Genomic DNA, 23,552 nt, shown 5'->3' with positions numbered 1-23,552 from the left:
GGCAGGCTCTTTCGACTGCCTTTCCCCGTCAAACAGCAGGCCGATCGCCTGCATGTGCCAGGAAACGGCAGGCCCACTTAGTGTAAGGGCACCTGCATTAAAGGAGAATAGCAATGCGCCATGGTAAAGCCGGCCGCAAGCTGAATAGAACTGCAAGCCACCGCAAGGCGATGTTCGCCAACATGGCGGCTTCGCTGATTACCCACGAGCAGATCGTCACGACCCTGCCGAAGGCAAAGGAAATCCGTCCGATCGTCGAGAAGCTCGTCACGCTCGGCAAGCGCGGCGACCTGCACGCTCGCCGTCAGGCGATCTCGCAGATCCGCGACGCTGCCGTCGTTTCGAAGCTGTTCGACACGATCGCAACGCGTTACGCCACCCGCAACGGCGGCTACCTGCGCATCATGAAGGCCGGCTTCCGCCAGGGCGACAATGCCGCCATGGCCGTTGTCGAATTCGTTGATCGCGACACCTTTGCCAAGGGCGCAGCCGACAAGGCCCGCGTCGCTGCCGAAGAGCAGGCCGTCGCTGCCTAAGATTTTCCGATTTCGGAAAGCTGGAAAGCCGGGCCTTGCGCCCGGCTTTTTCGTTTGTGCTGGCATTTTTGATGAGTGAGCAGCGCCATGATCGACCACATAACCGTCGCGGTGGGTGATTTGTCGAAGAGCAAGCTCTTCTACGAAAAAGCGTTCTTACCCCTGGGTTACCGGCTTACTTTCGGTAAGGAGAACGTCTTCTGGGCCTTCGATATCGGCAATGGCTGTCTGTTCGAGATCCAGCAGGCGGATAGCCCGCCGCCGCTGACCCGGATTCACGTCGCTTTCAGGGCGCGCAGCAAGGCCGAGGTCGATGCCTTCCATCAAGCCGCACTCGAAGCCGGCGCCGAGGATAACGGCGCTCCCGGCCCACGCCCGGAATACGCGCCCGATTATTACGCCTGCTTCGTACTGGATCCCGACGGTTACAATATCGAGGCGATGATCAATCAGCCGACAGTCGCAGCGTGAAAAGTGTCTTTGGACATATGCTCGGGCGCATGCAAGCCCGACGCTTAGCAGCGCTGCTGCTCATCATTGTTTTTGGTGTGACGATCAGACGCTTCGGCTATGCAGCCGGTCTACCCTTCTTCCTCGTCAAATATGCTGGATCGCTGCTTTGGGGATCCATGGTTTATGTCCTGCTGGCGCTTGCCGTTACAGCTCTCACAGCAAGAATGCCGCCCGCAGGAATTGCAGCGTTGGCGTTGGCGGTTGCCATCTGCGTTGAATTCTTCCGGCTCTACCACACACCCGGGCTCGATGCATTTCGACTGACGACCGCCGGAGCCTTACTGCTTGGGCGGGTCTTCTCGCCTTGGAATATTTTGGCTTACGCGATCGGGATAGCTGCGGCCTATGCTTTTGATCCCGCACATAGGCCATCTTCGCCCGAGCGGCGTTAAACCGACTGTCGCGAAGCTGATGAGCCCACGGGCCGGCCCCGCGACCCTCCTTGTGCCTTCTTCCGGCTGCGGGCGATCGGCCGCCAGGAGCGGTAGAGGATGAGGGTGATGATCAGCCCGACATAGATATACTGCTCGAGATCGAGGATCTTGGTCGAAAGCGCGAAGTGCAGCGCCCCGCAGACGGCGATGACGTAGGCCATGCGATGCAGCCGGTTCCAGTTCGCGCCGAGACGGCGGATCGAGAAGTTATTGGATGTCACCGCCAGGGGAATAAGCATCGCCAGGGCCGCCATGCCGAACATGATGAAAGGGCGCTTCAGCACGTCGTTGATGACCGCTTGGATATCCATCGCCTGGTCGAGCACCATGTAGACGGTGAAGTGCATCAGCGCGTAGTAGAAGGTCAAAAGGCCGAGTGCGCGGCGGTAGCGCAGATAGTTCCAGCCGAACAGCTCGCGGGCCGGCGAGACGGCAAGGGTCGCGATCAGGAAGCGGATCGTCCAGATGCCGAGAAAGAGCTCGAAGGTCTTGATCGGATCGGCGCCGAGCTGATCGGTCGCGCCGAGATAGAAGGTCCAGGCGGCCGGCAGCAGGCCCGCGACATAAAGCAGCCAGACGGAGGCGGGTTGCCAACGTTTCGGGATGGCGAGCGACAATTCTGTCATCAGAAATTCGCCTTCAGGTCCATGCCGGCATAAAGGCTCGCCACCTCGTCGGCATAGCCGTTGAAGGGCAGGGTGGGGCGGCGGCTCGCGCCGAAGAAGCCGCTTTCGCCGATGCGCCGCTCGCTCGCCTGGCTCCAGCGCGGATGGTCGACGGCAGGGTTGACGTTGGCGTAGAAGCCGTATTCCTGCGGATTGGTCACCTGCCAGGTATTCTTCGGCTGCTGGTCGGTGAGGGTGATCCTGACGATCGACTTGATGCCCTTGAAGCCGTATTTCCATGGCACGACCAGGCGGATCGGCGCGCCGTTTTGGTTCGGCAGCGTTTCGCCATAGAGGCCGACGGCAAGCAGCGTCAGCGGGTGACGCGCTTCGTCGAGCCGCAGGCCTTCGACATAGGGCCAGTCGAGTGACTGGAAGAAACCCTTCTGTCCCGGCATCTCCTCCGGCCGCACGACGGTTTCGAAGGCGACGTATTTGGCGCTGCCGAGCGGCTCCACCTTGTCGAGCAGCGATGCCAGCGGAAAGCCGTCCCAAGGAATGACCATCGACCAGGCCTCGACGCAGCGCATCCGATAGGTGCGTTCCTCGATCGGGAATTCCTTCATCAGCGCCTCGAGGTCGAAGGTGCCTGGTTTGTTGACCATGCCGTCGACCTTGACCGTCCAGGGCAGCGGCTTGAAATCGCCGGAATTCGCGGCGGGATCGCCCTTGTCGAGGCCGAACTCATAAAAATTGTTGTAGGTGGTGACGTCCTTGAGCGGCGTCGGCTTCTCGTCGACCTTATACTTGCTCTCGACGGCCGAAAGGGCGGCCGCACTCGCCTTACCGGCGCCATACAGCGCCATGGCGCCGAGCGTTGCAGCACCGAGGAATTCCCGGCGGCGCATATAGATCTGGCGCGGCGTGATCTCCGATGACGCGATCTTCGGGGGGCGATAGCTTGGCATGTCGAAACCTCCAGGGCGGATTTCTAAAATATAGTACTTAAACGAACCGCCCGCATGTTCGGATTAGCTATGCCTCGAATCTCGACGACGGGAAGCCAATTTTTTGTGTTCGGCTGTGATGGAATAGGCTGTAACCAAACCTCGCGCCGAACCGTATATCATCGATGGCGCTCAAGGTGCTCCCTCCGCAGCGTACCGGATTTGACCTTGCCGGTAGTGACAGCCCCGGTCGATTGGATTAGGACAATTGCAAAAGGCAGCGTGCGCCCGGCCCGCAGGCTTCATGCCGCTTCGCTTCGCCTGATGATTTCCGACACGTCGAGGAAGACACCGATGCCAGCTTACCGTTCCAGAACCACGACCCACGGCCGCAACATGGCAGGCGCGCGCGGCCTTTGGCGCGCCACGGGTATGAAGGATTCGGATTTCGGCAAGCCGATCATCGCGGTGGTGAATTCCTTCACGCAGTTTGTGCCCGGCCACGTGCACCTCAAGGATCTCGGCCAGCTCGTCGCCCGCGAAATCGAGGCGGCCGGCGGTGTCGCCAAGGAATTCAACACGATCGCCGTCGATGACGGCATCGCCATGGGCCATGACGGCATGCTCTATTCGCTGCCGTCCCGCGAGCTGATCGCCGACAGCGTCGAATACATGGTCAATGCCCATTGCGCCGACGCCATGGTCTGCATTTCCAACTGCGACAAGATCACCCCCGGCATGCTGATGGCGTCGTTGCGCCTCAATATCCCCACCGTCTTCGTCTCCGGCGGTCCGATGGAAGCGGGCAAGGTCGTGCTGCACGGCAAGACCCACGCGCTCGATCTGGTCGATGCCATGGTCGCCGCCGCCGACGACAAGATCAGCGACGAGGACGTCCAGACCATCGAGCGCTCGGCCTGTCCGACCTGCGGTTCCTGCTCCGGCATGTTCACCGCCAATTCGATGAACTGCCTGACGGAAGCGCTCGGCCTGTCGCTGCCCGGCAACGGCTCGACGCTCGCCACCCATGCCGACCGCAAGCGGCTCTTCGTCGAGGCCGGCCATCTGATCGTCGATCTCGCCCGCCGTTATTACGAGCAGGACGACGTTACGGCGCTGCCGCGCACCATCGCCTCCAAGCAGGCCTTCGAGAATGCCATGGCGCTCGATATCGCCATGGGCGGTTCGACCAATACGGTCCTGCACATCCTGGCCGCCGCCCATGAAGGCGAGATCGATTTCACCATGACCGATATCGATGCGCTATCGCGCCGCGTGCCCTGCCTGTCGAAGGTCGCGCCGGCCAAGAGCGACGTGCATATGGAAGACGTCCACCGCGCCGGCGGCATCATGTCGATCCTCGGAGAGCTCGACAAGGGCGGGCTGCTGAACCGCGATTGCCCGACCGTCCACGCCGAGACGCTGGGCGACGCCATCGACCGCTGGGACATCACCCGCACCAATAGCGACACCGTCCGTAATTTCTATCGCGCCGCTCCCGGCGGCATCCCCACCCAGGTCGCCTTCAGCCAGGAGGCACGCTGGGACGATCTCGACACGGATCGCCAGAACGGCGTCATCCGCTCGGTCGAACATCCCTTCTCGAAAGATGGCGGCCTTGCCGTGCTCAAGGGCAACCTCGCGGTCGACGGCTGCATCGTCAAGACCGCCGGTGTCGATGAATCGATCCTGAAATTCTCCGGTCCGGCACGGGTCTTCGAAAGTCAGGATGCATCGGTCAAGGCGATCCTCGCCAATGAGATCAAGGCCGGCGACATCGTCGTCATCCGCTATGAAGGCCCGAAGGGCGGCCCCGGCATGCAGGAAATGCTCTACCCGACGAGCTATCTGAAGTCGAAGGGCCTCGGCAAGGCCTGTGCGCTGATCACCGATGGCCGCTTCTCCGGCGGCACATCGGGCCTCTCGATCGGCCATGTCTCGCCGGAAGCGGCCAATGGCGGCACGATCGGCCTGGTGCGCGAAGGCGACATGATCGACATCGACATCCCGAACCGCACCATCAGTCTGCGCGTCAGCGAAACTGAACTCGCCGCCCGCCGCGCCGAGCAGGATGGCAAGGGCTGGCATCCCACAGAAGTCCGCAAGCGCAACGTCACCACGGCGCTGAAGGCCTACGCCGCTTTCGCAACGAGCGCCGATCGCGGTGCTGTGCGCGATCTGAACGCCCGCTAATTGCTCGAATCTATCAACTGCTCTGTCGACCGGTCGCTTTCAAAGCGGCCGGTTGATGTTTTTATAGGTCTCGCCGAGCTGCTTCAGCCGCTCCTCATAGGCGGCCTTGAGGCAGGCGGCATCGGCCCCGCATTCCTGCCGTTTTTTCAGCCAGGCCGTCTGTTCGTCCTGCAATGTCCCACGTGAGCCCATGGCCAGCAGGCCGGAGAGCAGCTCGAAGGTCGTCGCCATCTTCACGTCGGCATCGTTGAGGGCGCGGCTGTCGCAGATTGTCTTTTCATCCGGCTTCAATTCTTTCGCATCGCAGTCGAAGCTTGCCGCCTGCGCCATTTCCGACGCGAAGATTGCAGCTGCAAAACCAAGGGCTGCCGTCATCGCTCTCGTTGTCATCATTCAAAGTCTCCTTGCCGCCGATCAGACCAGCTTGCGCACTGCCAGAGCCAGGAAGATGATGCAGGCAAGCCAGACGACAAGGATGAAGATCACGCCGCTCCGGCCGGAAGGGCGTTCGATGCGTCTTGCGGCTTCTTCGCGAAGCTCGCTCATCAAGTCGGGCGGAACAAGCCACGTCGCCAGCAGGATGCCGAGCGGTACGATGACGAGATCGTCGAGATAGCCGAGCACGGGAACGAAATCCGGGATGAGATCGATCGGCGACAGGGCATAGGCCGCGACGGCGCCCGCCACTGCTTTTGCGTACCAGGGCACCCTGGCATCGCGCGCAGCAAGCCACAGGGCGACGATGTCACGCTTCAGTGACTTCGCCCAGATTTTGGCTTTTGATATCAGTTGCATGGCCGGTCTTCCTGAATCGAATTCGCAAAGGCCTCAAGCAAAATCTCCTGAAGCCCCGACTGCCTCATTCTTCCATGCTTCCGCCCTCTTTCCTTTCTAGCGTCGGGCCGCAGAACAGGATGATTTTAGGCCAGTTCGACCTGAAATCTGAATGCTGTTCGCATTAAATAGTTAGAGCACGATGTCGTCCGAAAACCGCTCACACTTTTCGGCATCATGCTCTAAAACGATCCACAAGAGGATTTAAAAGGGATACCCATGCAAGGCCTGTTCAAGCGCGCCTCCGTCTCGCTACTCGCTCTTATGCTCGCTCTGCCGGCTGCGGCCAATGCGCAGACCGCAAAGACCGTGCCCGAGAGCCAGATGCAGATGCAGCTCTCTTTCGCGCCGCTCGTCAAACAGACGTCGGGCGCCGTCGTCAATGTCTATGCGGAAAAGACCGTCCGGCGGCAGTCGCCTTTTGCCGGCGACCCCTTCTTCGAGCAGTTCTTCGGCCAGCAGATGCCGAATCGCTCGGAGAAGCAGTCCTCGCTCGGTTCCGGCGTCATCGTCGAGGCAAACGGCACTGTTGTGACCAACAATCACGTTGTCGAAGGCGCCGACGACATCAAGGTTGCGCTGCCTGATGGACGCGAATTCCCCTGCAAGGTGGTGCTGCGGGACGATCGTGTCGATCTTGCCGTGCTGAAGATCGACACCAAGGAAAGTTTCCCGACATTGCCGATCGGCAATTCCGATGCGGTCGAGGTCGGCGATCTCGTGCTGGCGATCGGCAATCCCTTCGGCGTCGGCCAGACGGTGACGAGCGGCATCGTCTCCGCACTTGCCCGCAACCAGGTGGTCAGGAACGAGTTCGGCTTCTTCATCCAGACCGATGCCTCGATCAATCCCGGCAATTCCGGCGGCGCCTTGATGAATATGAAAGGCGAACTGATCGGCATCAACACGGCGATCTTCTCGCGCGGCGGCGGCTCGAACGGCATCGGCTTCGCCATCCCCGCCAATCTGGTCAAGGTCTTCCTCGCTTCGGCCGATGCCGGCGTCAAATCCTTCGAGCGGCCCTATGTCGGCGCGAGCTTCGATGCCGTGACTTCCGAGGTCGCTGAGGCGCTGGGGCTGAACAAGGTTCGCGGCGCGCTCGTGGTCAAGGTTTCGGAAGGCGGCCCGGCCGCCAAGGCCGGGCTGAAGGCCGGCGAAATCGTCACCGCGGTCGACGGTATTGCTGTCGAACATCCGGATGCGCTGCTTTACCGGCTGACGACGGCCGGTCTTGGCAAGTCGGTCAAACTCACTGTCGTCGAGAACGGCCGCGAGGCGCAACTGCCGCTGACGCTCGATCGCGCCCCGGAAACCTCGCCGCGAGATCAGCGCACGATCGGCGGGCGCACCCCCTTTAGCGGCGCCGTCGTTGAGAACCTGTCGCCGCGTGTCGCCGACGAACTGCGCATGCCGCCGGAATCGGCAGGCGTCGTCGTATCCGACGTGAAGGAGGATTCGCCCGCCGCCCGTCTCGGTTTCGAGCCGAAGGATATCATCATTTCGATCAACGGGACCGATGTGAAGACCACCAGCGAGCTTTCCGAAATCGCCGAGAGCGACCCCGGACTCTGGCGGGTGGAGATCGAGCGCGACGGTCAGCGCATCCGGCAATTCTTCCGATGAGCAACGATCTCTTCGCGCCGCGCGTTCCGGAAGAGGTGGCCGCCAAGCGACCGCTTGCCGACCGGTTGCGGCCGAAGACGCTTGCCGACGTCACCGGTCAGGAACATCTGACCGGTGAAGATGGTGTGCTGAAGCGAATGATCGAGAGCGGTTCGCTCGGCTCGATGATCTTCTGGGGTCCGCCCGGCACAGGCAAGACGACGGTGGCGCGGCTGTTGTCCGGCGAGGCGGGGCTGGCCTTCGAGCAGATCTCGGCGATCTTTTCCGGCGTCGCCGATCTGAAGAAGGTGTTCGAGACCGCCCGCCTGCGCCGAATGGACGGTCGCCAGACGCTGCTCTTCGTCGACGAGATCCATCGTTTCAACCGCGCCCAGCAGGACAGCTTCCTGCCTGTCATGGAGGATGGTACCGTCATCCTCGTCGGCGCCACCACCGAAAACCCGTCCTTCGAGCTCAATGCCGCTCTTTTGTCGCGCGCCCGCGTGCTGACCTTCAAGTCGCATGACGAGGAAAGTCTGGAGGAATTGCTGAAGCGCGCCGAGGCGATCGAGCAGAAGCCGCTGCCGCTGAAGGAGGAAGCGCGCGCCAGCCTGATCCGCATGGCCGACGGCGACGGCCGCGCGGTGCTGACCCTCGCCGAGGAAGTCTGGCGCGCGGCGCGCGAAGGCGAGACCTTCGATACCGAAGGCCTGACGCGCATCGTTCAGCGCCGCGCTCCGGTCTATGACAAGGCGCAGGACGGCCACTACAATCTGATCTCGGCACTGCATAAATCCGTGCGCGGCTCGGACCCCGACGCCGCCCTCTATTATCTCGCCCGCATGTTCGATGCCGGCGAGGATCCGCTCTATCTCGGCCGGCGGCTGGTGCGCATGGCGGTGGAGGATATCGGTCTTGCCGATCCGCAGGCGCTGGTGATCTGCAATGCCGCCAAGGATGCCTATGAGTATCTCGGTTCGCCGGAAGGGGAGCTGGCGCTGGCCCAGGCTTGCGTCTATCTCGCCACCGCGCCGAAATCCAATGCCGTCTACACGGCTTTCAAGGCCGCAAGCCAGGCCGCCAAGCAGAACGGCTCGCTGCTGCCGCCGAAGCACATCCTCAATGCGCCGACCAAGCTGATGAAGGGCGAGGGTTATGGCGAGGGCTACCGATACGACCATGACGAGCCGGACGCCTTTTCCGGCCAGGACTATTTTCCGGAGAAAATGGGCCGGCAGACCTTCTACGACCCGCCGGAGCGCGGTTTCGAACGCGACATCCGCAAGCGGCTGGAATGGTGGGCGAAGCTTCGCAAGGAGCGTAATCCGCGCTGAGCCGCCTCAATCTCACGAAGGGCGCGGCATCTTCTGATTGGCTGGCGCGGCGATCACCTTGACGGCGGATTCCGCCAGCCCGTGATGACCTTCCATGTCGACGACGACATGCCAGTGGCCGCTTTCCGGAACGGCGAGCTTGACCGGCGATTTGCGCGCCACGCCGCCGACATATTTGAAATCGAGAACCTCGGTGAAGCGCTGGAAATTCGGCGCCGTCATCAGCCGCACATTGTTCACCGCATTCAACGACACCTCGACGATCGTTCCGGCGCGTTGTTCCCTGAGATCGTAATGGGTGAAGCGGAAATTCGGTTTCGGCATCGGTCTCGTGCTGTCTGAAGTCTCTGCGCCGAGATTTTACCAGCAAGCCGGTTAAAGAAAAGTTGGGATCGACCGTTCGGCCAGTCTGCGTTTTGCCGGCGGAACCGCGCGTGGAAAGGCTCAGAGCGCGGCGTAGACGATGTAAACTTCGACACAGGCGAGCAGAACGCTGAAGACGATCAGCACCCAGGCGGTGCGCTTTTCACGCATCTGCCGGCCGCCGCGCCTTGTCCTGCGTGGGCGGAGAGGGTGGAAGGCGGAGATATTTCGCATGGCATTTGACCTTTGCAGTGATGGCGAGAGTCTACTGCCGGCCGCGATAGGAAATCCATTCGGGGCGAGGGGCGAAAATATAGAAATGGCATAAAGGCGGTTGGGCAGAAATTTCGAAACAGAGTGTCGGAAAATGATCGCCACTGCCGTCCTTGCGGTATCGATGCAAACATGGAGCAAGGAACATGTCGAAGACGAGGCTGATATCGATGATCGCAACCGCGGCCGCCTTCCTGGCCGCGCCCTATATGGCGGGCGCCGGCGCGCCTTCTATCGAGGACAAGGCAGCAGCACCGATCATCAGGAAGGGAAGCGTGCCGGTTAACGGCATCGATTATTATTATGAGATCCGCGGCGAGGGCGAACCGCTGCTGCTGCTGCACGGCGGCCTCGGGCAGATCGAGATGTTTACGCCTGTCATGCCTGTTTTCACCGATCACCGGCAGGTGATCGCCGTCGATCTCCAGGGCCATGGTCGCACGCCGCTCGGCAATCGCCCGATCGAGCTTCCGGATATTGGCGCCGATCTCGCGATCCTGGTGAAGCAGCTCGGCTACGACAAGGTCGACGTCTTCGGCTATTCCTTCGGAGGCGGGGTGGCGCTGAATATGGCAGCGAATGCGCCCGACCGCGTCCGCCGGCTGGTGATCCTCTCGGCGCCCTATGCTCAGAACGGCTTCTTCCCGGAGATGTTGCCGCAGCAGGCGGCCGTCGGCGCCGGTATGGCCGAGATGATGAAGGACACGCCGATGTTCCTCTCCTACAAGGCGGTGGCGCCCGACGTTTCCGAATTTCCGAAGCTGCTCGACGCCATGGGGGCGTTGATGCGCAAACCCATCGATTATAGCGATGCTGTCGCCAAGCTCACCATGCCTGTCATGCTGATCTACGGCGATGCTGACATGATACGCCCAGGGCACATGATCGACTTCTATCACAAGCTTGGCGGCGGTCTGCGCGACGCGGGCTGGACGCGGGAGAACATGTCGAAGAACCGGCTGGCGATCCTGCCCGATCTAACCCACTACGAGACCTTCGCCTCGCCCCTCGTGGCGACCGTGGCGATGACCTTCCTCGACGGCGGCGGCAAGGCGCCGAACTGGGCCGAGCAGGTCGGAAAGTAAAGGAGGGCGGCCGCCCCCGCCGTCTTTCCCGCCGTCATAACAGCACCGCCGCCACACTTCCGAGACCGGAAATATGGCGGCGGCCCCCATGTCTCTCTTCAGGCTGCGCTTATTGCGTCGCTGGGAAAATCCGTAGAAAGGGCGAGCTCCCGCCAGGCGGCCAGTTCCTTTTCGACGCTCGCATGCTGCGCCTCGATCATAGCCACCGTATCGCTGCCGAACGGCATGCGCAGCGGCGGGTTGGCCGAGTTGACCATCGTCATGATGCCGGCAGCGAGCTTCGCAGGATTGCCGGGCTGCGCATGGTTGGCGTCGGCGGCGAAATTGCGCATGTTGCCCGCCGGCGTGCCTTCGTAGTCGGCAATGGAGGCCGGACTGACCGCCAGCGACCTGTCGGAAAGGAAGTCCGTCCGGAAGAAGCCGGGTTCGATGATCGTCACCTTGATGCCGAAGGGTTCGAGTTCGGCCGCCATCGATTCCGACAGCCCCTCGACGGCGAATTTCGTCGAGCCGTAGACACCCCAGCCGGGATAGCCGAAATAACCGCCGACCGAGGAGAAGTTCAGGACATGGCCGGAGCGCTGGCGGCGCATATAGGGCAGTACGGCGCGTGTCACCTTCAGGAGACCAAAGACGTTCGTGGCATAGAGCCTTTCGATCTCTTCGGCCGTGGCTTCCTCGACGGCGCCGAGCAGCCCGTAGCCGGCATTGTTGGCGAGAACATCGATGCGGCCGAAGCGGGCGATGCCGGCAGCCGCAGCCTCTTTCGCCTGCGCCTCATTGGTAACGTCGAGGGCGACGGCAATGAGGTTCGGATGATCACCGAACTGCTCGGTCACCGTCTTTGGATCGCGGGCGGTGGCGATGACGCCATCGCCGGCTGCCAGCGCTTCCTTGGTCATCAGCGCGCCGAAGCCACGGGATGCACCAGTGATGAACCAGATTTTCATGACGGATTCCTCTTGGATTGTTCGACTGTATGGGGCGTCGCATCTCTGTGCTGACGGGATGAATTTGACCGAAAATTTGCTGATGTATAAGATTTGCTATTCTTGAAACTATGATGAGTGAAATTCAGCAATGCGCGCGACCGAACTCTCCGAACTTGCGGCCTTCGCGGCGGTGGCGCGGCACAAGAGCTTCCGCAAGGCGGGTGAGGAGCGGGGCGTCACTGCCTCTGCCGTCAGCCATGCCGTGCTCAATCTCGAGGACCGGATCGGCATCCGTCTCCTCAACCGCACGACACGCAGCGTTTCGTTGACCGAAGCCGGCGAACTCCTGATCTCCCATCTCGATCCGGCCTTCGGGGAAATGGCGGCGGCGCTCGATGCGTTGAACCGTTATCGCGACACGCCCTTCGGCAAGGTGAGGATCAACGTGCCGAATTCGATCGGTCCCTTCGTCATCGGCCGCATCATTGCCCCGTTGCTCCAGCGCAATCCGAATTTGCAGCTGGAGATCAACGCGACCGACAGGCTGGTCGATATCGTCGAGGAGGGTTTCGATGCCGGCATCCGTTTCGGCGAGCGCGTCACCGAGGGCATGATCGCGCTACGCATCAAGCCCCGGATCCGCCTGGTCGTGGTCGGTTCGCCCGCCTATTTCGAGACCCGGCCGAAGCCGGCGACGCCCCACGAGCTCAAGCGCCATCTCTGCATCCAGAACATGTTTCCATCAGGTGCGCGTTATGCCTGGGAATTCGAGAAGGACGGCCAGACGATGAGCTTTCAGCCGACCGGATCGTTGTCGCTCGACGATCACGAACTGATGATGCAGGCAGCGCTCGGCGGCGTCGGTCTTGCCTATATCTGGGAGCCCCGTGTCGAAAAAGCTGTTGCCGGCGGCGAGCTGATCCAGGTGCTCGACGACTGGTGCCAGCCGGAGGAATCGCTCTATCTCTACTATCCGAGCCGCCGCCACATGTCAGCGGGCTTCAGGGCGGTCATCGACGCGATCAGGGCGGAGTAGGGACGCTCAATTCCTATCCGCGCATGCTGGCGATCGTCTGAAGCGCCTCAAAATAAATCGTCAGGTCGCGGGCGGGATCCTCCGGCAGCTCTGCCGCTCGGAATACCTTGCCTCCCGTTGCCTCGATGCCCCCGTCGATCATCAGGTTATCGGCCATGCCGTGATTTTCGATCGCGATGCCATCAGGTCCGCGCGGGCGTCCGCTCGCGACATCGATCTCCAGCCCCGCATACCAGATCGAACGAACACGCAGGCCATAGTCGTCGGGGTGGTTGGTATAGGCGAAGACCGATTTTCCGAGCGCGATCATGAAACCGATTTCGTAGACCGTGCCCGGGTCGGCGCTGACGCCTCGAAACGGCGTGATGTTGGCAAGGCAGATATCGGCCCGGCGCATGGCGTCGTCGTTGCGTGCGTAGATCTCTGCGGCCGTTCGCTTCACCGGCGTCTGGTTTTCGTCGCTGCCGGGACCGGTCGGTTCGAAACCGAACTGGCGCGCCAATCGGCGTTTTTCGGCCATGATGGGCATGGCATCGGGAAGAAAGACTTCCGGGCCGGCAAGATAAATCGTGGTCATCGGTATCCTTCATGCCAGCGCGAGCCGAAGCGCCGGGGTTGGGGCAGGGCAGCCTATTTCCGACGGAAGCGCGGCAATTGGCAAGCTGCGCCGGCACGGATTATCGTTTTTTCTTTTCGGCCATCGGTTAAAGCGGGCGCATGACAAAGCGGCGAGGTTCATGCCCACACCCTTTTGACTCCGGTGGGCGAAGCGGCCAAAGATACCGCATCGCCAGCATCGGGAGAGGTTGATGAAGGGTGGGACTTTGCCAAATCGAAGAGCGTCCAAGCGGCTCGGATATCTGTTTCCGGCCATCGCGGCGCTGCTGCTATCGGTGTCGGCAGCGCCGGGACAGGAGATCGGGCCGCAAAGCGAGGGCTCGCGCGTGCAAGTCGAAAAACTCCTCGATCTCTGGAAGGAGCATTTTGCCGGCGCCGACAGCCTGCAGCAGCGGCGGACAGCGTTCGAGCGGCTGATGCAGACGATGCCGGGACCGACGCGCATCCAGGTCCGGCAGGTCGATGCTGATGGCGTCGATGCCGAGTTGATGTGGCCGGCCCGGCTTCATCACCCGATCGGTGAGAGGGTGATCCTCTATATTCATGGCGGCGGCTTTTCCGGCGGCTCCATCCGCACGCACAGCCTGCTTGCCGGCTCGCTCGCCAAGGCCGCGTCCAGCGATGTTCTTCTAATCGATTATCGGCTGACGCCCGAATATACCTATCCCGCGCAGATCAACGATGCGCTGACGGCCTACCGCTGGCTTCTCGACAACGGCTATCGCAACGATAATGTCGTGGTGGCAGGCGACAGTGCCGGCGGCAATATCGCGCTCGAGACGGTGCTGCGGCAAATACAGGCCGGAAAGGCGCTGCCGGCGGCCGTCATTGCGCTCAGCCCCATCACCGATCTTGCCGCGACGGGCGGATCGATGACATCGAATGCCGAAAGCGATCCGCTGGTCGGCAAAGACTGGATCGAGACTTTGCGCAAGGCCTATCTCGGCCGAAAGTCTCCGACCGATCCCCAGGCATCGCCGCTTTATGCCGACCTGACGGGCTTTCCGCCGCTGCTGCTGCAGGTCGGTTCCGGTGAAGTCCTGCTTGATGATACGCTGCGGCTCGCCGACAAGGCGCGCCAGGCGGGCGTCGACGTCACCACCGAGGTCTGGCCGGGGATGCCGCATCAGTGGCAGTTGTTTCCTTCGCTGCTCGACGATGCCGATCGGTCGAGCCAGAATATCGCCGAGTTTGCGATCCGGCATTTTGCCGACAAACCGCAGGAGTAGGGGGCTACGCCCTCATTGCGATGTGCCGCGCGATGGGGAAGGCGCAAGAGGCCTCTCGACCTCCCGGCCGACGCTGAGCGCCTTGCGCACATTCGGCTCCAGCCGTTCCATATAGGCGTGGTCGGGTGCGGCACCCAGCGCATCCAGCATTTTCGAGAAGAAGCACCGGGCCGCGGCCGCGGCCGTGACGTCGAAGACCTCGGCATCGCTCAGCCCGTGTTTCTTCAGCCCGTCTATGTCCTGCTGCGTCACCGACGTCGCGTCGCGCGCCACCTTGGCGGCGAAGGCCATGATCGCCCGTTCGCCGGCATCGATCGGCGCCTTTTCGGTCTCGTTGACGACAGCCGTCAGCCCGTCGCTGGTAAACCCCTCGCGCAGCAGCACGGAGCCGTGCGCCAGCATGCAATAAGAGGATTTCAGCTCCTTGGCCGCCGCCAGCGTCACTAGTTCATAGCGCCTGAGGCTCATATGACCGCGAATGCTCGAAAGCAGCGCCGCCCAGCACTCCATCACCTCCGGCCTGTGGCCGAAGGCACGATACATGTTCGGCAGATAACCATAATTCGCCTCGGCCGACGCATACATCGACGTCGTCTTCTCGCTGGCGGATGCATTGGGGGTGTGAATGAAAGCCATGGCATGGTCCTCCTCTATTGCGAGAAGGATAGGGTAGATATGCCGGACAGCAATCCTGCGCCGTCAGTTCGAGCGCGAGCCGTCAGCCCTGCTTAAGAGGCCTGAGTGATCGCGCAATCATTGTTCGCCGGAATGTCGCCATGTCTCTTGATCGGAAGAGTGACGGTGAACGTCGATCCACACCCTCTTGCGCTTTGCACCTCTATCGAGCCCTGGTGCAGCTCGACGATCTGCTTCACCAGGTTGAGGCCGATACCGGTTCCGGCAATCCCGGTCGAAGTGCGGGCGCGGAAATAGCGCTGAAACAGCCGGGGCACGTCTTCGGCATCGATCCCCACCCCGTCGTCGCTGACCGAAACCTTGACGTTGCCGGTCTCCTCCCATGCCGCAATGCGAATTTCGGAAGTTCCAGGCGCGTATTTAACGGCATTGGAGAGCAGATTGGTGAAGACCTGGGTCAAGCTGCGGGGATCGGCATCGATGAACTCAGGCAGCCCGTCTACGTCAAGCACGAAGCTGTGCGTCTTCGAGATCGACGACTGCCGCTCGCAGCAGCTTCGGATCAATGATCTGAGCGCGCAGGCGCCGTAACTGATATCGATCGTGCCGGTATCGAGGCGTCCTGCCGACAGGATACTCTCCATGAGATCGACGATCCGGTGTACCGATGCGCGGATCTGATCGACCTTCTCGCTGAGGAAACCGGGCTCGACCGCGCCTCCCTTTCGCAGCAGCCGCTGGGCGGCAGCGTCGATGATTGCGAGTGGGGTGCGGAACTCATGCGATGCCATCGCCACGAACTGCCGCTGCAATTCGTTGATGTTTCGTTCCTGCGCAAGCATTCGCTCCAGCTCACGCGCCTGCCGCTCGACCTCAGCCGTGCGATTGCGCACCGTAACTTCGAGCTGATCATGGTGGCGGCGCAGCTCTTCGGCGAGCCGCATGGTCTTGGTGACGTCCTCATGGGTCGCCACATATCCACCGTTCTGCATCGGATTGTGGGTGATCTTCACGATGCGGCCGTCGGTGAGCGCGATGTTCTGGCTGGCCGGCGTACCGAGTGCCGTCGCTTCGAAGACGACGTCGAAATAGGTGGCGGTGTCGGCCGGCCCATTTCCCTCCTGGGCCCGATAGGCCAGGATATCTGCGAGCGGCGTTCCCGGTTGTGTCAGTCGATCCGGCAGATTGTACATCCGCGCGTAGGATGCGTTGCACAATATCAGCTTCTTCGTCGAATCGAACATGCACAGCCCATGCGGCATGTTGCTCAGGGCTGCGTCGAACCGGTGATGTTGCTCGGCCAGGCTGTCTTCGACGCGAACGAGCGTCGAGATGTCTTCGTAGCTCAGGATCCAGCTTCCCTCTCTCGAGGGCGCGCAAGTCAGCGAGATCATCCGCCCGTCGGGCAATGCAAACTGCGAGGCGTGCGGCTTGCCGGTCGGCGAACGCGAACACGCCGCTGCACGACAGTCCAAGGTACCCGGCAATCCGTCGATATCCATTCCCTTCCGGAGGGCGCCCTCCGGAAGGCCGAGAATTTCCAGCGCGCGGGAATTGAAGGCCGTGACCCTATTGGCAGAATCAAGCAGAACGATGCCCTGCGGCAGGTTTTCCAGAATGGATTCGAACGAATGCGGCATCATTCGGCCCTGCTTCAGATCTGGCGCGTTGCGCGCATCCGTAGCATTCGTCAGAAACAATAAAGTTTCGCTAATGTCCGTCGATGGGAGCTCCTCGACGGAAACTCAGCCGAGTTTGGCCAGTTGTTCCTCAAGAAGATCGAGGCTGTCCTCTCCCACCTCATTGACGTCGCTCGGCATCGGCGCGCCGGTCTCTTGATAAGCAAGCCAGGCGACGTACATGACTGCCGTCGTGATCGCATTCCAGCCGCCTTCGCTGGGCTTTCCGGCCGCCTCGGAGAGCCGGCGGAGCGTCCCGCGCTCATCGTCGCTGTAGACAAGATCGGAGACGGATCGGCCGGTCAGGCCTTCGCCATCGCCCCAGGCGCGGATTGCCGCCAACGCGGCCTCGGCTTCCGGCGCGTGGGGTTCGGTGCGCCTGATTTGCGCCACCAGGGAAGCGGCGACGGCTGTCAGGCGCCGGGCTTGTTCGCGTGGCGGCAGAGCGGTTAGTTCGGCGCGCAATGTCATGTCTTGGTGCTCTCCTCCGCTGATCACGGTCACATTGATTGTCTCGACAGCATAGGGGAGGAGCCCCGAATCTTCCACCACCTTACCGGCCGGAGATGTCCATAGGTGCCTGCCAATCGCGACTGGAATTTAGAACGTTCCAATTTGTGAGCCGAGATGTCTGTGGCGAATAAAGCTGAATTTCCGATAGAAATAAATAATTTTATAGCGAACCTCTAATTTTTCTTGACATAATTGGAACGTTCCAAATATTTATCCTATCGGTCGAGGTCGTGGTCGGAGAGGGAAATGACAAAGGCGCGGGTAACCGTCATTGACATCGCGAAGGCCGCCGGCGTCTCCAAGTCGACGGTGTCGCTGGTGCTGCAGGGTTCATCCCTGGTCAACGAGGCGACGCGCGCCAAGGTCAATGCCGTGATGCGCGATCTCGGCTACGTCTATAATCGCGGCGCAGCCAATCTTCGCCAGGCCGGTGCCAAATCGCGGATCATCGGAGTGGTTGTGAACGACCTGACGAACAGCTTCTTTGCGGAGCTGGCGGTTGGCGTCGATATGGTCGTCCAGTCGGCCGGCTTCGTGCAGTTCTTGTCGAACACCGGCGAGAGCATCGACAGGCAGCGTGAGGTTGTCGCATCGATGCGTGAGCACGGTATTTCCGGCCTCATCGTCTCGCCGGCCCGCGCCACCGATGCCGCCGACTTCAAGCCGCTCGTTGCGGCCGGAATTCCTGTCGTGGTCGTCGTTCGAAACCTGCCCGGCGCCAAAGTCTCGTCCATCGTCTCCGACAACCGGGCCGGCATGGTCTCCGCTGTCAAGCATCTGGCCGGGCTCGGTCACAAGCGCATCGCCTTTCTCGGCGGCTTTCCCGACACCGCCGTCTTCGACGATAGGCTTGCCGGTTACCGAAATGGCTTGGAGGCGGCCGGGCTCGATTATCACGAAGAACTCGTCATCTCGTCGGCGCCGTCGCGGGCCGGCGGGGTGGAGGCGATCGGAAAGGCGATCGCGCTCGGCCGTCGGCCGACCGCAGCCGTCTGCTTCAACGATGCCGTGGCCTTCGGTGTTTGCGACGGATTGCGCGCGCGCCGTCTGGAGCCCGGCGCCGACTTCGCCGTGGTGGGATTCGACGACGTCATCGAGGCTCAGGCGGCGGTTCCGGCGCTGACGACGGTCTCGGTCGACCCGCAGGGCATCGGGCGCCGCGGCGCGCAAATGCTGCTCAAGCAGATCAATGCCGGCAAGGCCGAGGCCGAGACGGTGACGACAGCCGTTCGGCTGGTCGTTCGCGAGAGCTGCGGCGCCGGCAAGACCGCGCCGGCAATGGGCCGGCAAGAGCGTAAAATCGAAACAGGACGCTGAGTAATGCCCATGAAGAAGCATCTCACCCCAGCCGAAGCGGCCGCGCTCATCCCGGATGGCGCCGTCGTCACGGTATCGTCTTCGAGCGGTCTCGGTTGCCCGGACCTCATGCTGAAGGCGATTGGCGAGCGTTTCGAGACGACCGGCCATCCCCTGGGAATCACGACCCTTCATCCGATCGCCGCCGGCGATATGAGCGGCATCAAGGGCGTCGATTACATCGCCAGGAAGGGCCTTCTCAAGTGCATCATCGGCGGCTCCTATCCATCCGGGCCGTCATCGTCCGAGCCGCCGCTGATCTGGCAGATGATCACCAACAACGAGATCCCGGCCTATAACATTCCCTCCGGCATCCTGTTCGACATCCATCGCGAAGCCGCCGCCAAGCGGCCGGGCGTTCTGACCAAGGTCGGCGTCGACACCTTCGTCGATCCTCGGCGTCAGGGCTGTGCGATGAACGAGCTGGCTTCGGAACAACGGGTGGTCAAGCGCGTCAGCTTCGAGGGCGACGACTGGCTGTTCTTCCCCTCGATCGTCCCTCAGGTCGCCATCATCCGTGCCACCACCGCCGATGAGCGCGGCAACCTGACATACGAACATGAAGGCGCCTATCTCGGCGGCCTCGATCAGGCGCTTGCCGCCCGCAACAATGGCGGCATCGTCATCGCCCAGGTCAAGCGGATCACCAAGGAAGGCTCGCTGAAGCCGCATGACGTCCGGGTGCCGGGAATGCTGGTCGACTATATCGTCGTCGATCCGGATCAGAAGCAGACGACACAGACGTTGTACGATCCGGCGATATCAGGTGAGATCTTCCGCCCGCTCGATAGCTTCAGCGTTCCGGAATTCAATGTTCAGAAGGTCATCGCGCGCCGCGTCGCCCAGGAACTGCAGGCGGGAAGCTGCGTCAATCTCGGCTTCGGCATCTCGGCCAACGTGCCGCGCATTTTGCTGGAAGAAGGGCTCCACGGCGCCGTCACCTGGGTCATCGAGCAAGGCGCGGTCGGTGGGGTGCCGCTGCTCGACTTCGCCTTCGGCTGCGCCTCCAATGCCGACGCCTACATGCCGTCTCCCTATCAGTTCACCTATTTCCAGGGCGCGGGCTTCGACGCGTCGCTGCTGTCCTTCCTCGAGATCGGCAAGGACGGGTCGGTCAACGTCTCCAAGCTTTCCTTCCGGCCGCATGTGACGGCCGGCGCCGGCGGCTTCGTCGACATCACGGCGCGGGCGAAGAAGATCGTCTTCTCCGGCATGTTCAACGCCGGGGCGAAGCTGTCGATCGCCGATGGGGCTCTGGTCATCGAGAGGGAGGGCAAGCTGAAGAAGCTGGTCAACGAGGTCGAACACGTCACCTTCAGCGGCAGGCGGGCGATCGAGCAGGGGCAGGATATCATCTATGTCACCGAGCGGTGCGTGATGAAGCTGACGCCTGAAGGCATCGTCCTCACCGAGATCGCGCCCGGCGTCGATCTTCAGTCTCAGATCCTCGATCAGTCCGAATTTCCGCTGATGGTCGCGCCCGACCTGAAGGTCATGGATGCGGCACTCTTCCGCGAAGCAGGCATCGGCTTGTCGCTTCCTGCCAAACGGGCACGGACACTGGAGGGCGCCATCCATGGCTAGCGGAACAGTCAGGATCGATATCGACGGACATGTCGCGACCTTGACGATTTCACGTCCGGAGAAGTTGAACGCGCTCGATCTCGATATGCTGAAAGCCTTGGCCGAGGCGGCCGATGCGGTGGAGGCGAACCCGGATGTGCGCGCTGCCGTTCTGACGGGTGAAGGAAAGGGTTTTTCCGCCGGAGGCGATATCAAAGCCTGGGGCGGAATGCTGCCGCAGGAGTTCGGCCATGCCTGGGTTCGGCACGGTCACCGTATCTTCGAAAGATTGGCGACGCTCCGGGTGCCGCTGGTCGCGGCGCTGAACGGCCACGCCCTTGGGGGCGGGCTCGAACTGGCGGGCGTTGCCGATATTCGCATCGCCGAGGAACACATCAAGATCGGCCTGCCGGAGACCGGCCTCGGAATGGTGCCGGGCTGGTCCGGCACCCAGCGTCTCGTGCGCAGGTTCGGTGCGCAGGCCGTCCGTCGCATGGCGCTGGGCGGCGAGATCTTCACCGCCGAGGAAGCCCGCCTGCTCGGTATCGTCGACGCGGTGGTTCCGAAAGGAAACTCGGTCGCCGCTGCCAGGCAATATGCCGGGCGGATTGCGGCGCGGGGACCGGCGGCCCTCGAGATCGCCAAGTTGATGATCGCATCGGCGAACGGCGAAGACAACGGAACCGCGGTCGAAGCTCTGGGCTCGATCCTCGCGGCGAAAACCGGCGATCTGAAAGAGGGCGTCGCATCATTCAGCGAGAAGCGCCCGGCAACGTTCAAGGGAGAATGGTAATGACGGTCCTCGTCAACCCGACTGCGCTCAGCGACCACAAGGCACGCGATTTCAAGATGCTGATCGACGGCAAATGGGAAGCCGGCGCCTTCGATCCAATCGAGCGCGTCGCGCCAAGCCATGGTGTCGTGGTCAGTCGCTTTCCAGCCGGCAGCAGGACCGACGCCGAGCGCGCCATCGCTGCCGCGCGCAAGGCCTTCGACGAGGGGCCGTGGCCGCGCATGACCGCGTCCGAACGGTCCGCCATCCTGCTTAAGGCGGCCGATCTGATCGCCGCGCGGGCGGAAGAACTGGCGTTTCTCGACGCCATCGAGGCGGGTAAGCCGATCACCCAGGTGCGGGGAGAAATTGCCGGCTCGGTCGACATCTGGCGTTATGCGGCGGCTCTCGCACGCGATCTCCATGGTGAAAGCTACAACACACTCGGCGACGGCACGCTCGGCGTCGTTCTGCGCGAGGCGATCGGCGTTGTCTCGATCATCACGCCGTGGAACTTTCCGTTCCTGATCGTCGGCCAGAAGCTGCCCTTCGCGCTCGCCGCAGGCTGCACCACCGTCGTCAAGCCCTCGGAGCTGACATCCGGATCGACGCTCGTCTTGGGCGAAATCCTGCAGGAGGCGGGCGTTCCGGATGGCGTCGTCAACATTGTCACCGGCACGGGACCTGAGGTCGGTGCGGTCATGACCTCCCACCCTGATGTCGACATGGTTTCTTTCACCGGCTCGACCGGTGTCGGAAAACTGACGATGTCGAATGCGGCGCAGACGCTGAAGAAGGTCTCGCTGGAACTCGGCGGCAAGAACCCGCAAATCGTTTTCCCCGATGCCGACCTCGACGCCTTCGTCGATGCCGCGGTCTTCGGCGCCTATTTCAATGCCGGCGAGTGCTGCAATGCCGGCTCGCGGCTGATCCTGCATAAGTCGATCGCCTCCGACGTCGTCAGACGCGTCGTCGAACTGGCAAAGGGCGTGAAGGTCGGCGATCCCCTTGATCCCTCGACGCAGGTCGGCGCGATCATCACGCCGCAGCATCTGGAGAAGATCTCAGGCTATGTCAGCGGTGCCAGGAGCAGCGGCGCCCGCGTCGCCCATGGCGGCGAGACGCTCGACCTCGGCATGGGGCAGTTCATGTCGCCGACGATCCTCGAAGCGGTCACGCCCGATATGGCGGTGGCCCGTGAGGAAGTCTTCGGTCCTGTTCTGTCGGTTCTGACTTTCGAAACAACAGCCGAAGCGATCAGGATCGCGAATTCGATCGACTACGGCCTGTCGGCCGGTGTGTGGAGCCGCGATTTCGACACCTGCCTGACGATCGGCCGGTCGGTGAGGGCGGGCACGGTGTGGATGAACACCTTCATGGACGGCGCCTCGGAACTGCCCTTCGGCGGCTACAAGCAGAGCGGTCTCGGCCGTGAGCTCGGCCGCCATGCGGTCGAAGACTATACCGAGACCAAGACGCTCAACATGCATATCGGCAAGCGCACCGGCTGGTGGATGCCGCAGACGGAAAAGCTGGTCTGACGCATCGGCCCGAAAATCGGAACCGATTTTCGGAAAGCACGATGCGTCGATTCAAAGTGTTACAGCGTCCTTTGCGCGCCTGAAAGGCGGGCGGCGCTGTAAACGGCAAAGGCACTACGCCCGGGGAGGGCGGGTAATTGATGCGGGAATGGTCCCGCATCTTTCAAGAAGGAACTGGGAGGTTCTTCGATGAATAGGTTTTTGACCACGACGGCCGTGATCGCATTGGCTCTGGCCGGCGCGCATGTCGCGGCCCGCGCCGCCGACGTCAAGGAAGTGCAGATGCTGCACTGGTGGACATCCGGCGGCGAGGCAGCGGCCTTGAACGTGTTGAAGGAGGATCTGTCGAAGGAAGGATTTGCCTGGAAGGACGTGCCGGTTGCCGGTGGCGGCGGTGATGCGGCGATGACGGCGCTGAAGGCAATGGTGGCGGCCGGCACTTATCCGACCGCCTCGCAGATGCTGGGTTACACCGTGCTCGATTATGCCGAGGCCGGCGTCATGGGCGACCTGACGGAGACGGCCAAGAAGGAAGGCTGGGACAAGTCGGTGCCGGCGGCGCTGCAGAAGTTCTCCGTCTATGACGGCAAATGGGTCGCAGCCCCCGTCAACGTCCACTCGGTCAACTGGCTGTGGATCAACAAGGCGGTGATGGACAAGATCGGCGGCACTGAGCCGAAGAGCTTCGACGACCTGATCGCGCTGCTCGACAAGGCGAAGGCTGCCGGTGTCATCCCCTTGGCGCTCGGCGGTCAGAACTGGCAGGAAGCGACGATGTTCGATTCCATCGTGCTGTCGACCGGCGGCCCGGAATTCTACAAGAAAGCCTTCAACGATCTCGACGAGGAGTCGCTGAAGTCCGAGACGATGAAGAAGTCCTTCGACAACCTGGCGAAGATCATCCAATACGTCGATCCGAACTTCTCCGGCCGCGACTGGAATCTGGCGACCGCCATGG

Annotated in this window: 24 protein-coding genes; 14 read left to right on the top strand and 10 right to left on the bottom strand. The window is 62.1% G+C overall.

Features of this window, described 5'->3' with window-relative positions; genetic code table 11:
• Positions 1 to 113 precede the first annotated feature (113 nt).
• From rplQ to K6M89_RS02805, 3 genes are all read left to right on the top strand, one after another.
• Positions 114 to 536 (top strand): 50S ribosomal protein L17, encoded by a 423-nt coding sequence (gene rplQ / locus K6M89_RS02815; protein ID WP_003573769.1) that lies wholly within the window; start codon positions 114 to 116, stop codon positions 534 to 536.
• A gap of 87 nt (positions 537 to 623) precedes the next feature.
• Positions 624 to 1,007 carry a VOC family protein gene (locus K6M89_RS02810; RefSeq protein WP_222138390.1) on the top strand — a complete coding sequence of 128 codons (384 nt, stop codon included), beginning with the start codon at positions 624 to 626 and terminating at the stop codon, positions 1,005 to 1,007.
• A 29-nt stretch (positions 1,008 to 1,036) separates the two neighbouring features.
• Positions 1,037 to 1,441 (top strand): ribosomal maturation YjgA family protein, encoded by a 405-nt coding sequence (locus K6M89_RS02805; protein ID WP_222138389.1) that lies wholly within the window; start codon positions 1,037 to 1,039, stop codon positions 1,439 to 1,441.
• Here K6M89_RS02805 and msrQ read toward each other — a convergent pair.
• Together msrQ and msrP are read right to left on the bottom strand one after the other, a co-directional pair.
• Positions 1,438 to 2,109, bottom strand: coding sequence for a protein-methionine-sulfoxide reductase heme-binding subunit MsrQ (gene msrQ / locus K6M89_RS02800; RefSeq protein WP_222138388.1), 672 nt, complete (start codon positions 2,107 to 2,109; stop codon positions 1,438 to 1,440). The two genes, K6M89_RS02805 and msrQ, sit on opposite strands and share 4 nt — an antisense overlap.
• Complete coding sequence (gene msrP, locus K6M89_RS02795; protein ID WP_097584710.1) at positions 2,109 to 3,056, bottom strand: protein-methionine-sulfoxide reductase catalytic subunit MsrP; 948 nt, start codon at positions 3,054 to 3,056, stop codon at positions 2,109 to 2,111. Before msrP ends, msrQ begins: the two co-directional genes overlap by 1 nt.
• A 333-nt stretch (positions 3,057 to 3,389) precedes the next feature.
• Between msrP and ilvD the strand changes: the two genes are divergently transcribed.
• On the top strand, positions 3,390 to 5,228 hold the full coding sequence (gene ilvD, locus K6M89_RS02790) for a dihydroxy-acid dehydratase (RefSeq protein WP_222138387.1): 1,839 nt from the start codon (positions 3,390 to 3,392) through the stop codon (positions 5,226 to 5,228).
• A gap of 39 nt (positions 5,229 to 5,267) precedes the next feature.
• On the opposite strand, the gene K6M89_RS02785 is transcribed toward ilvD, so the two are convergent.
• Both K6M89_RS02785 and K6M89_RS02780 read right to left on the bottom strand, forming a co-directional pair.
• The gene (locus K6M89_RS02785; RefSeq protein WP_222138386.1) at positions 5,268 to 5,621 is read right to left on the bottom strand and encodes a lysozyme inhibitor LprI family protein; all 354 of its coding nucleotides are present in this window, start codon (positions 5,619 to 5,621) and stop codon (positions 5,268 to 5,270) included.
• A 21-nt stretch (positions 5,622 to 5,642) separates the two neighbouring features.
• Complete coding sequence (locus tag K6M89_RS02780; RefSeq protein WP_222138385.1) at positions 5,643 to 6,023, bottom strand: YkvA family protein; 381 nt, start codon at positions 6,021 to 6,023, stop codon at positions 5,643 to 5,645.
• 258 nt (positions 6,024 to 6,281) lie between these two features.
• Between K6M89_RS02780 and K6M89_RS02775 the strand changes: the two genes are divergently transcribed.
• Both K6M89_RS02775 and K6M89_RS02770 read left to right on the top strand, forming a co-directional pair.
• The gene (locus K6M89_RS02775; protein ID WP_222138384.1) at positions 6,282 to 7,685 is read left to right on the top strand and encodes a DegQ family serine endoprotease; all 1,404 of its coding nucleotides are present in this window, start codon (positions 6,282 to 6,284) and stop codon (positions 7,683 to 7,685) included.
• Positions 7,682 to 8,998, top strand: a complete 1,317-nt coding sequence (locus tag K6M89_RS02770) for a replication-associated recombination protein A (RefSeq protein ID WP_222138383.1) — start codon at positions 7,682 to 7,684, stop codon at positions 8,996 to 8,998. Before K6M89_RS02775 ends, K6M89_RS02770 begins: the two co-directional genes overlap by 4 nt.
• A 12-nt stretch (positions 8,999 to 9,010) precedes the next feature.
• Here the strand turns inward: K6M89_RS02770 and K6M89_RS02765 are convergent, their stop codons facing one another.
• Positions 9,011 to 9,322, bottom strand: a complete 312-nt coding sequence (locus K6M89_RS02765) for a DUF1883 domain-containing protein (RefSeq protein ID WP_222138382.1) — start codon at positions 9,320 to 9,322, stop codon at positions 9,011 to 9,013.
• 458 nt (positions 9,323 to 9,780) lie between these two features.
• On the opposite strand from K6M89_RS02765, the gene K6M89_RS02760 reads away from it, so the two are divergent.
• Complete coding sequence (locus K6M89_RS02760) at positions 9,781 to 10,719, top strand: alpha/beta fold hydrolase (protein WP_222138381.1); 939 nt, start codon at positions 9,781 to 9,783, stop codon at positions 10,717 to 10,719.
• A 98-nt stretch (positions 10,720 to 10,817) separates the two neighbouring features.
• Here K6M89_RS02760 and K6M89_RS02755 read toward each other — a convergent pair whose 3' ends face one another.
• Positions 10,818 to 11,669 carry an oxidoreductase gene (locus K6M89_RS02755; RefSeq protein WP_222138380.1) on the bottom strand — a complete coding sequence of 284 codons (852 nt, stop codon included), beginning with the start codon at positions 11,667 to 11,669 and terminating at the stop codon, positions 10,818 to 10,820.
• A gap of 130 nt (positions 11,670 to 11,799) precedes the next feature.
• Between K6M89_RS02755 and K6M89_RS02750 the strand changes: the two genes are divergently transcribed.
• Positions 11,800 to 12,687, top strand: a complete 888-nt coding sequence (locus tag K6M89_RS02750) for a LysR family transcriptional regulator (protein ID WP_222138379.1) — start codon at positions 11,800 to 11,802, stop codon at positions 12,685 to 12,687.
• A gap of 13 nt (positions 12,688 to 12,700) precedes the next feature.
• Here the strand turns inward: K6M89_RS02750 and K6M89_RS02745 are convergent, their stop codons facing one another.
• Complete coding sequence (locus K6M89_RS02745; protein WP_097584729.1) at positions 12,701 to 13,264, bottom strand: nucleoside 2-deoxyribosyltransferase; 564 nt, start codon at positions 13,262 to 13,264, stop codon at positions 12,701 to 12,703.
• 295 nt (positions 13,265 to 13,559) lie between these two features.
• On the opposite strand from K6M89_RS02745, the gene K6M89_RS02740 reads away from it, so the two are divergent.
• On the top strand, positions 13,560 to 14,534 hold the full coding sequence (locus K6M89_RS02740) for an alpha/beta hydrolase (RefSeq protein ID WP_222138705.1): 975 nt from the start codon (positions 13,560 to 13,562) through the stop codon (positions 14,532 to 14,534).
• Between the two features lie 12 nt (positions 14,535 to 14,546).
• Here the strand turns inward: K6M89_RS02740 and K6M89_RS02735 are convergent, their stop codons facing one another.
• The 3 genes from K6M89_RS02735 to K6M89_RS02725 form a co-directional block, all read right to left on the bottom strand.
• Entirely contained in the window at positions 14,547 to 15,170 is a 624-nt protein-coding gene (locus K6M89_RS02735) for a carboxymuconolactone decarboxylase family protein (protein WP_222138378.1), read from the bottom strand.
• 92 nt (positions 15,171 to 15,262) lie between these two features.
• Positions 15,263 to 16,813 carry a sensor histidine kinase gene (locus tag K6M89_RS02730; RefSeq protein ID WP_222138377.1) on the bottom strand — a complete coding sequence of 517 codons (1,551 nt, stop codon included), beginning with the start codon at positions 16,811 to 16,813 and terminating at the stop codon, positions 15,263 to 15,265.
• 102 nt (positions 16,814 to 16,915) lie between these two features.
• Complete coding sequence (locus K6M89_RS02725) at positions 16,916 to 17,320, bottom strand: Imm6 family immunity protein (RefSeq protein WP_222138704.1); 405 nt, start codon at positions 17,318 to 17,320, stop codon at positions 16,916 to 16,918.
• A 288-nt stretch (positions 17,321 to 17,608) separates the two neighbouring features.
• Between K6M89_RS02725 and K6M89_RS02720 the strand changes: the two genes are divergently transcribed.
• The 5 genes from K6M89_RS02720 to K6M89_RS02700 form a co-directional block, all read left to right on the top strand.
• Positions 17,609 to 18,679 (top strand): LacI family DNA-binding transcriptional regulator, encoded by a 1,071-nt coding sequence (locus K6M89_RS02720; RefSeq protein WP_222138376.1) that lies wholly within the window; start codon positions 17,609 to 17,611, stop codon positions 18,677 to 18,679.
• Between the two features lie 9 nt (positions 18,680 to 18,688).
• Positions 18,689 to 20,302, top strand: coding sequence for an acyl CoA:acetate/3-ketoacid CoA transferase (locus K6M89_RS02715; protein WP_222138703.1), 1,614 nt, complete (start codon positions 18,689 to 18,691; stop codon positions 20,300 to 20,302).
• The gene (locus K6M89_RS02710; RefSeq protein WP_222138375.1) at positions 20,295 to 21,074 is read left to right on the top strand and encodes an enoyl-CoA hydratase/isomerase family protein; all 780 of its coding nucleotides are present in this window, start codon (positions 20,295 to 20,297) and stop codon (positions 21,072 to 21,074) included. Before K6M89_RS02715 ends, K6M89_RS02710 begins: the two co-directional genes overlap by 8 nt.
• Positions 21,074 to 22,594 carry an aldehyde dehydrogenase family protein gene (locus K6M89_RS02705; RefSeq protein WP_222138374.1) on the top strand — a complete coding sequence of 507 codons (1,521 nt, stop codon included), beginning with the start codon at positions 21,074 to 21,076 and terminating at the stop codon, positions 22,592 to 22,594. The genes K6M89_RS02710 and K6M89_RS02705 overlap by 1 nt, the downstream gene beginning before the upstream one ends.
• A gap of 189 nt (positions 22,595 to 22,783) precedes the next feature.
• A partial coding sequence (locus K6M89_RS02700) for an ABC transporter substrate-binding protein (protein ID WP_222138373.1) occupies positions 22,784 to 23,552 on the top strand: 769 nt, incomplete at its 3' end.

The sequence above is a fragment of the Rhizobium croatiense genome, from assembly GCF_019793465.1.
Lineage (GTDB): Bacteria > Pseudomonadota > Alphaproteobacteria > Rhizobiales > Rhizobiaceae > Rhizobium > Rhizobium croatiense.
The sequence above is the reverse complement of the archived record's forward strand: the minus strand, read 5'-3'. Positions and strand labels throughout refer to the sequence as shown.

Bases quoted from the DNA above. Each gene is read 5' to 3' on its own strand.
- rplQ (WP_003573769.1), top strand. From the start codon at position 114: ATGCGCCATGGTAAAGCCGGCCGCAAGCTGAATAGAACTGCAAGCCAC.
- K6M89_RS02810 (WP_222138390.1), top strand. From the start codon at position 624: ATGATCGACCACATAACCGTCGCGGTGGGTGATTTGTCGAAGAGCAAG.
- K6M89_RS02805 (WP_222138389.1), top strand. From the start codon at position 1,037: ATGCAAGCCCGACGCTTAGCAGCGCTGCTGCTCATCATTGTTTTTGGT.
- msrQ (WP_222138388.1), bottom strand. From the start codon at position 2,109: ATGACAGAATTGTCGCTCGCCATCCCGAAACGTTGGCAACCCGCCTCC.
- msrP (WP_097584710.1), bottom strand. From the start codon at position 3,056: ATGCCAAGCTATCGCCCCCCGAAGATCGCGTCATCGGAGATCACGCCG.
- ilvD (WP_222138387.1), top strand. From the start codon at position 3,390: ATGCCAGCTTACCGTTCCAGAACCACGACCCACGGCCGCAACATGGCA.
- K6M89_RS02785 (WP_222138386.1), bottom strand. From the start codon at position 5,621: ATGATGACAACGAGAGCGATGACGGCAGCCCTTGGTTTTGCAGCTGCA.
- K6M89_RS02780 (WP_222138385.1), bottom strand. From the start codon at position 6,023: ATGCAACTGATATCAAAAGCCAAAATCTGGGCGAAGTCACTGAAGCGT.
- K6M89_RS02775 (WP_222138384.1), top strand. From the start codon at position 6,282: ATGCAAGGCCTGTTCAAGCGCGCCTCCGTCTCGCTACTCGCTCTTATG.
- K6M89_RS02770 (WP_222138383.1), top strand. From the start codon at position 7,682: ATGAGCAACGATCTCTTCGCGCCGCGCGTTCCGGAAGAGGTGGCCGCC.
- K6M89_RS02765 (WP_222138382.1), bottom strand. From the start codon at position 9,322: ATGCCGAAACCGAATTTCCGCTTCACCCATTACGATCTCAGGGAACAA.
- K6M89_RS02760 (WP_222138381.1), top strand. From the start codon at position 9,781: ATGTCGAAGACGAGGCTGATATCGATGATCGCAACCGCGGCCGCCTTC.
- K6M89_RS02755 (WP_222138380.1), bottom strand. From the start codon at position 11,669: ATGAAAATCTGGTTCATCACTGGTGCATCCCGTGGCTTCGGCGCGCTG.
- K6M89_RS02750 (WP_222138379.1), top strand. From the start codon at position 11,800: ATGCGCGCGACCGAACTCTCCGAACTTGCGGCCTTCGCGGCGGTGGCG.
- K6M89_RS02745 (WP_097584729.1), bottom strand. From the start codon at position 13,264: ATGACCACGATTTATCTTGCCGGCCCGGAAGTCTTTCTTCCCGATGCC.
- K6M89_RS02735 (WP_222138378.1), bottom strand. From the start codon at position 15,170: ATGGCTTTCATTCACACCCCCAATGCATCCGCCAGCGAGAAGACGACG.
- K6M89_RS02730 (WP_222138377.1), bottom strand. From the start codon at position 16,813: ATGATGCCGCATTCGTTCGAATCCATTCTGGAAAACCTGCCGCAGGGC.
- K6M89_RS02725 (WP_222138704.1), bottom strand. From the start codon at position 17,320: ATGACATTGCGCGCCGAACTAACCGCTCTGCCGCCACGCGAACAAGCC.
- K6M89_RS02720 (WP_222138376.1), top strand. From the start codon at position 17,609: ATGACAAAGGCGCGGGTAACCGTCATTGACATCGCGAAGGCCGCCGGC.
- K6M89_RS02715 (WP_222138703.1), top strand. From the start codon at position 18,689: ATGAAGAAGCATCTCACCCCAGCCGAAGCGGCCGCGCTCATCCCGGAT.
- K6M89_RS02710 (WP_222138375.1), top strand. From the start codon at position 20,295: ATGGCTAGCGGAACAGTCAGGATCGATATCGACGGACATGTCGCGACC.
- K6M89_RS02705 (WP_222138374.1), top strand. From the start codon at position 21,074: ATGACGGTCCTCGTCAACCCGACTGCGCTCAGCGACCACAAGGCACGC.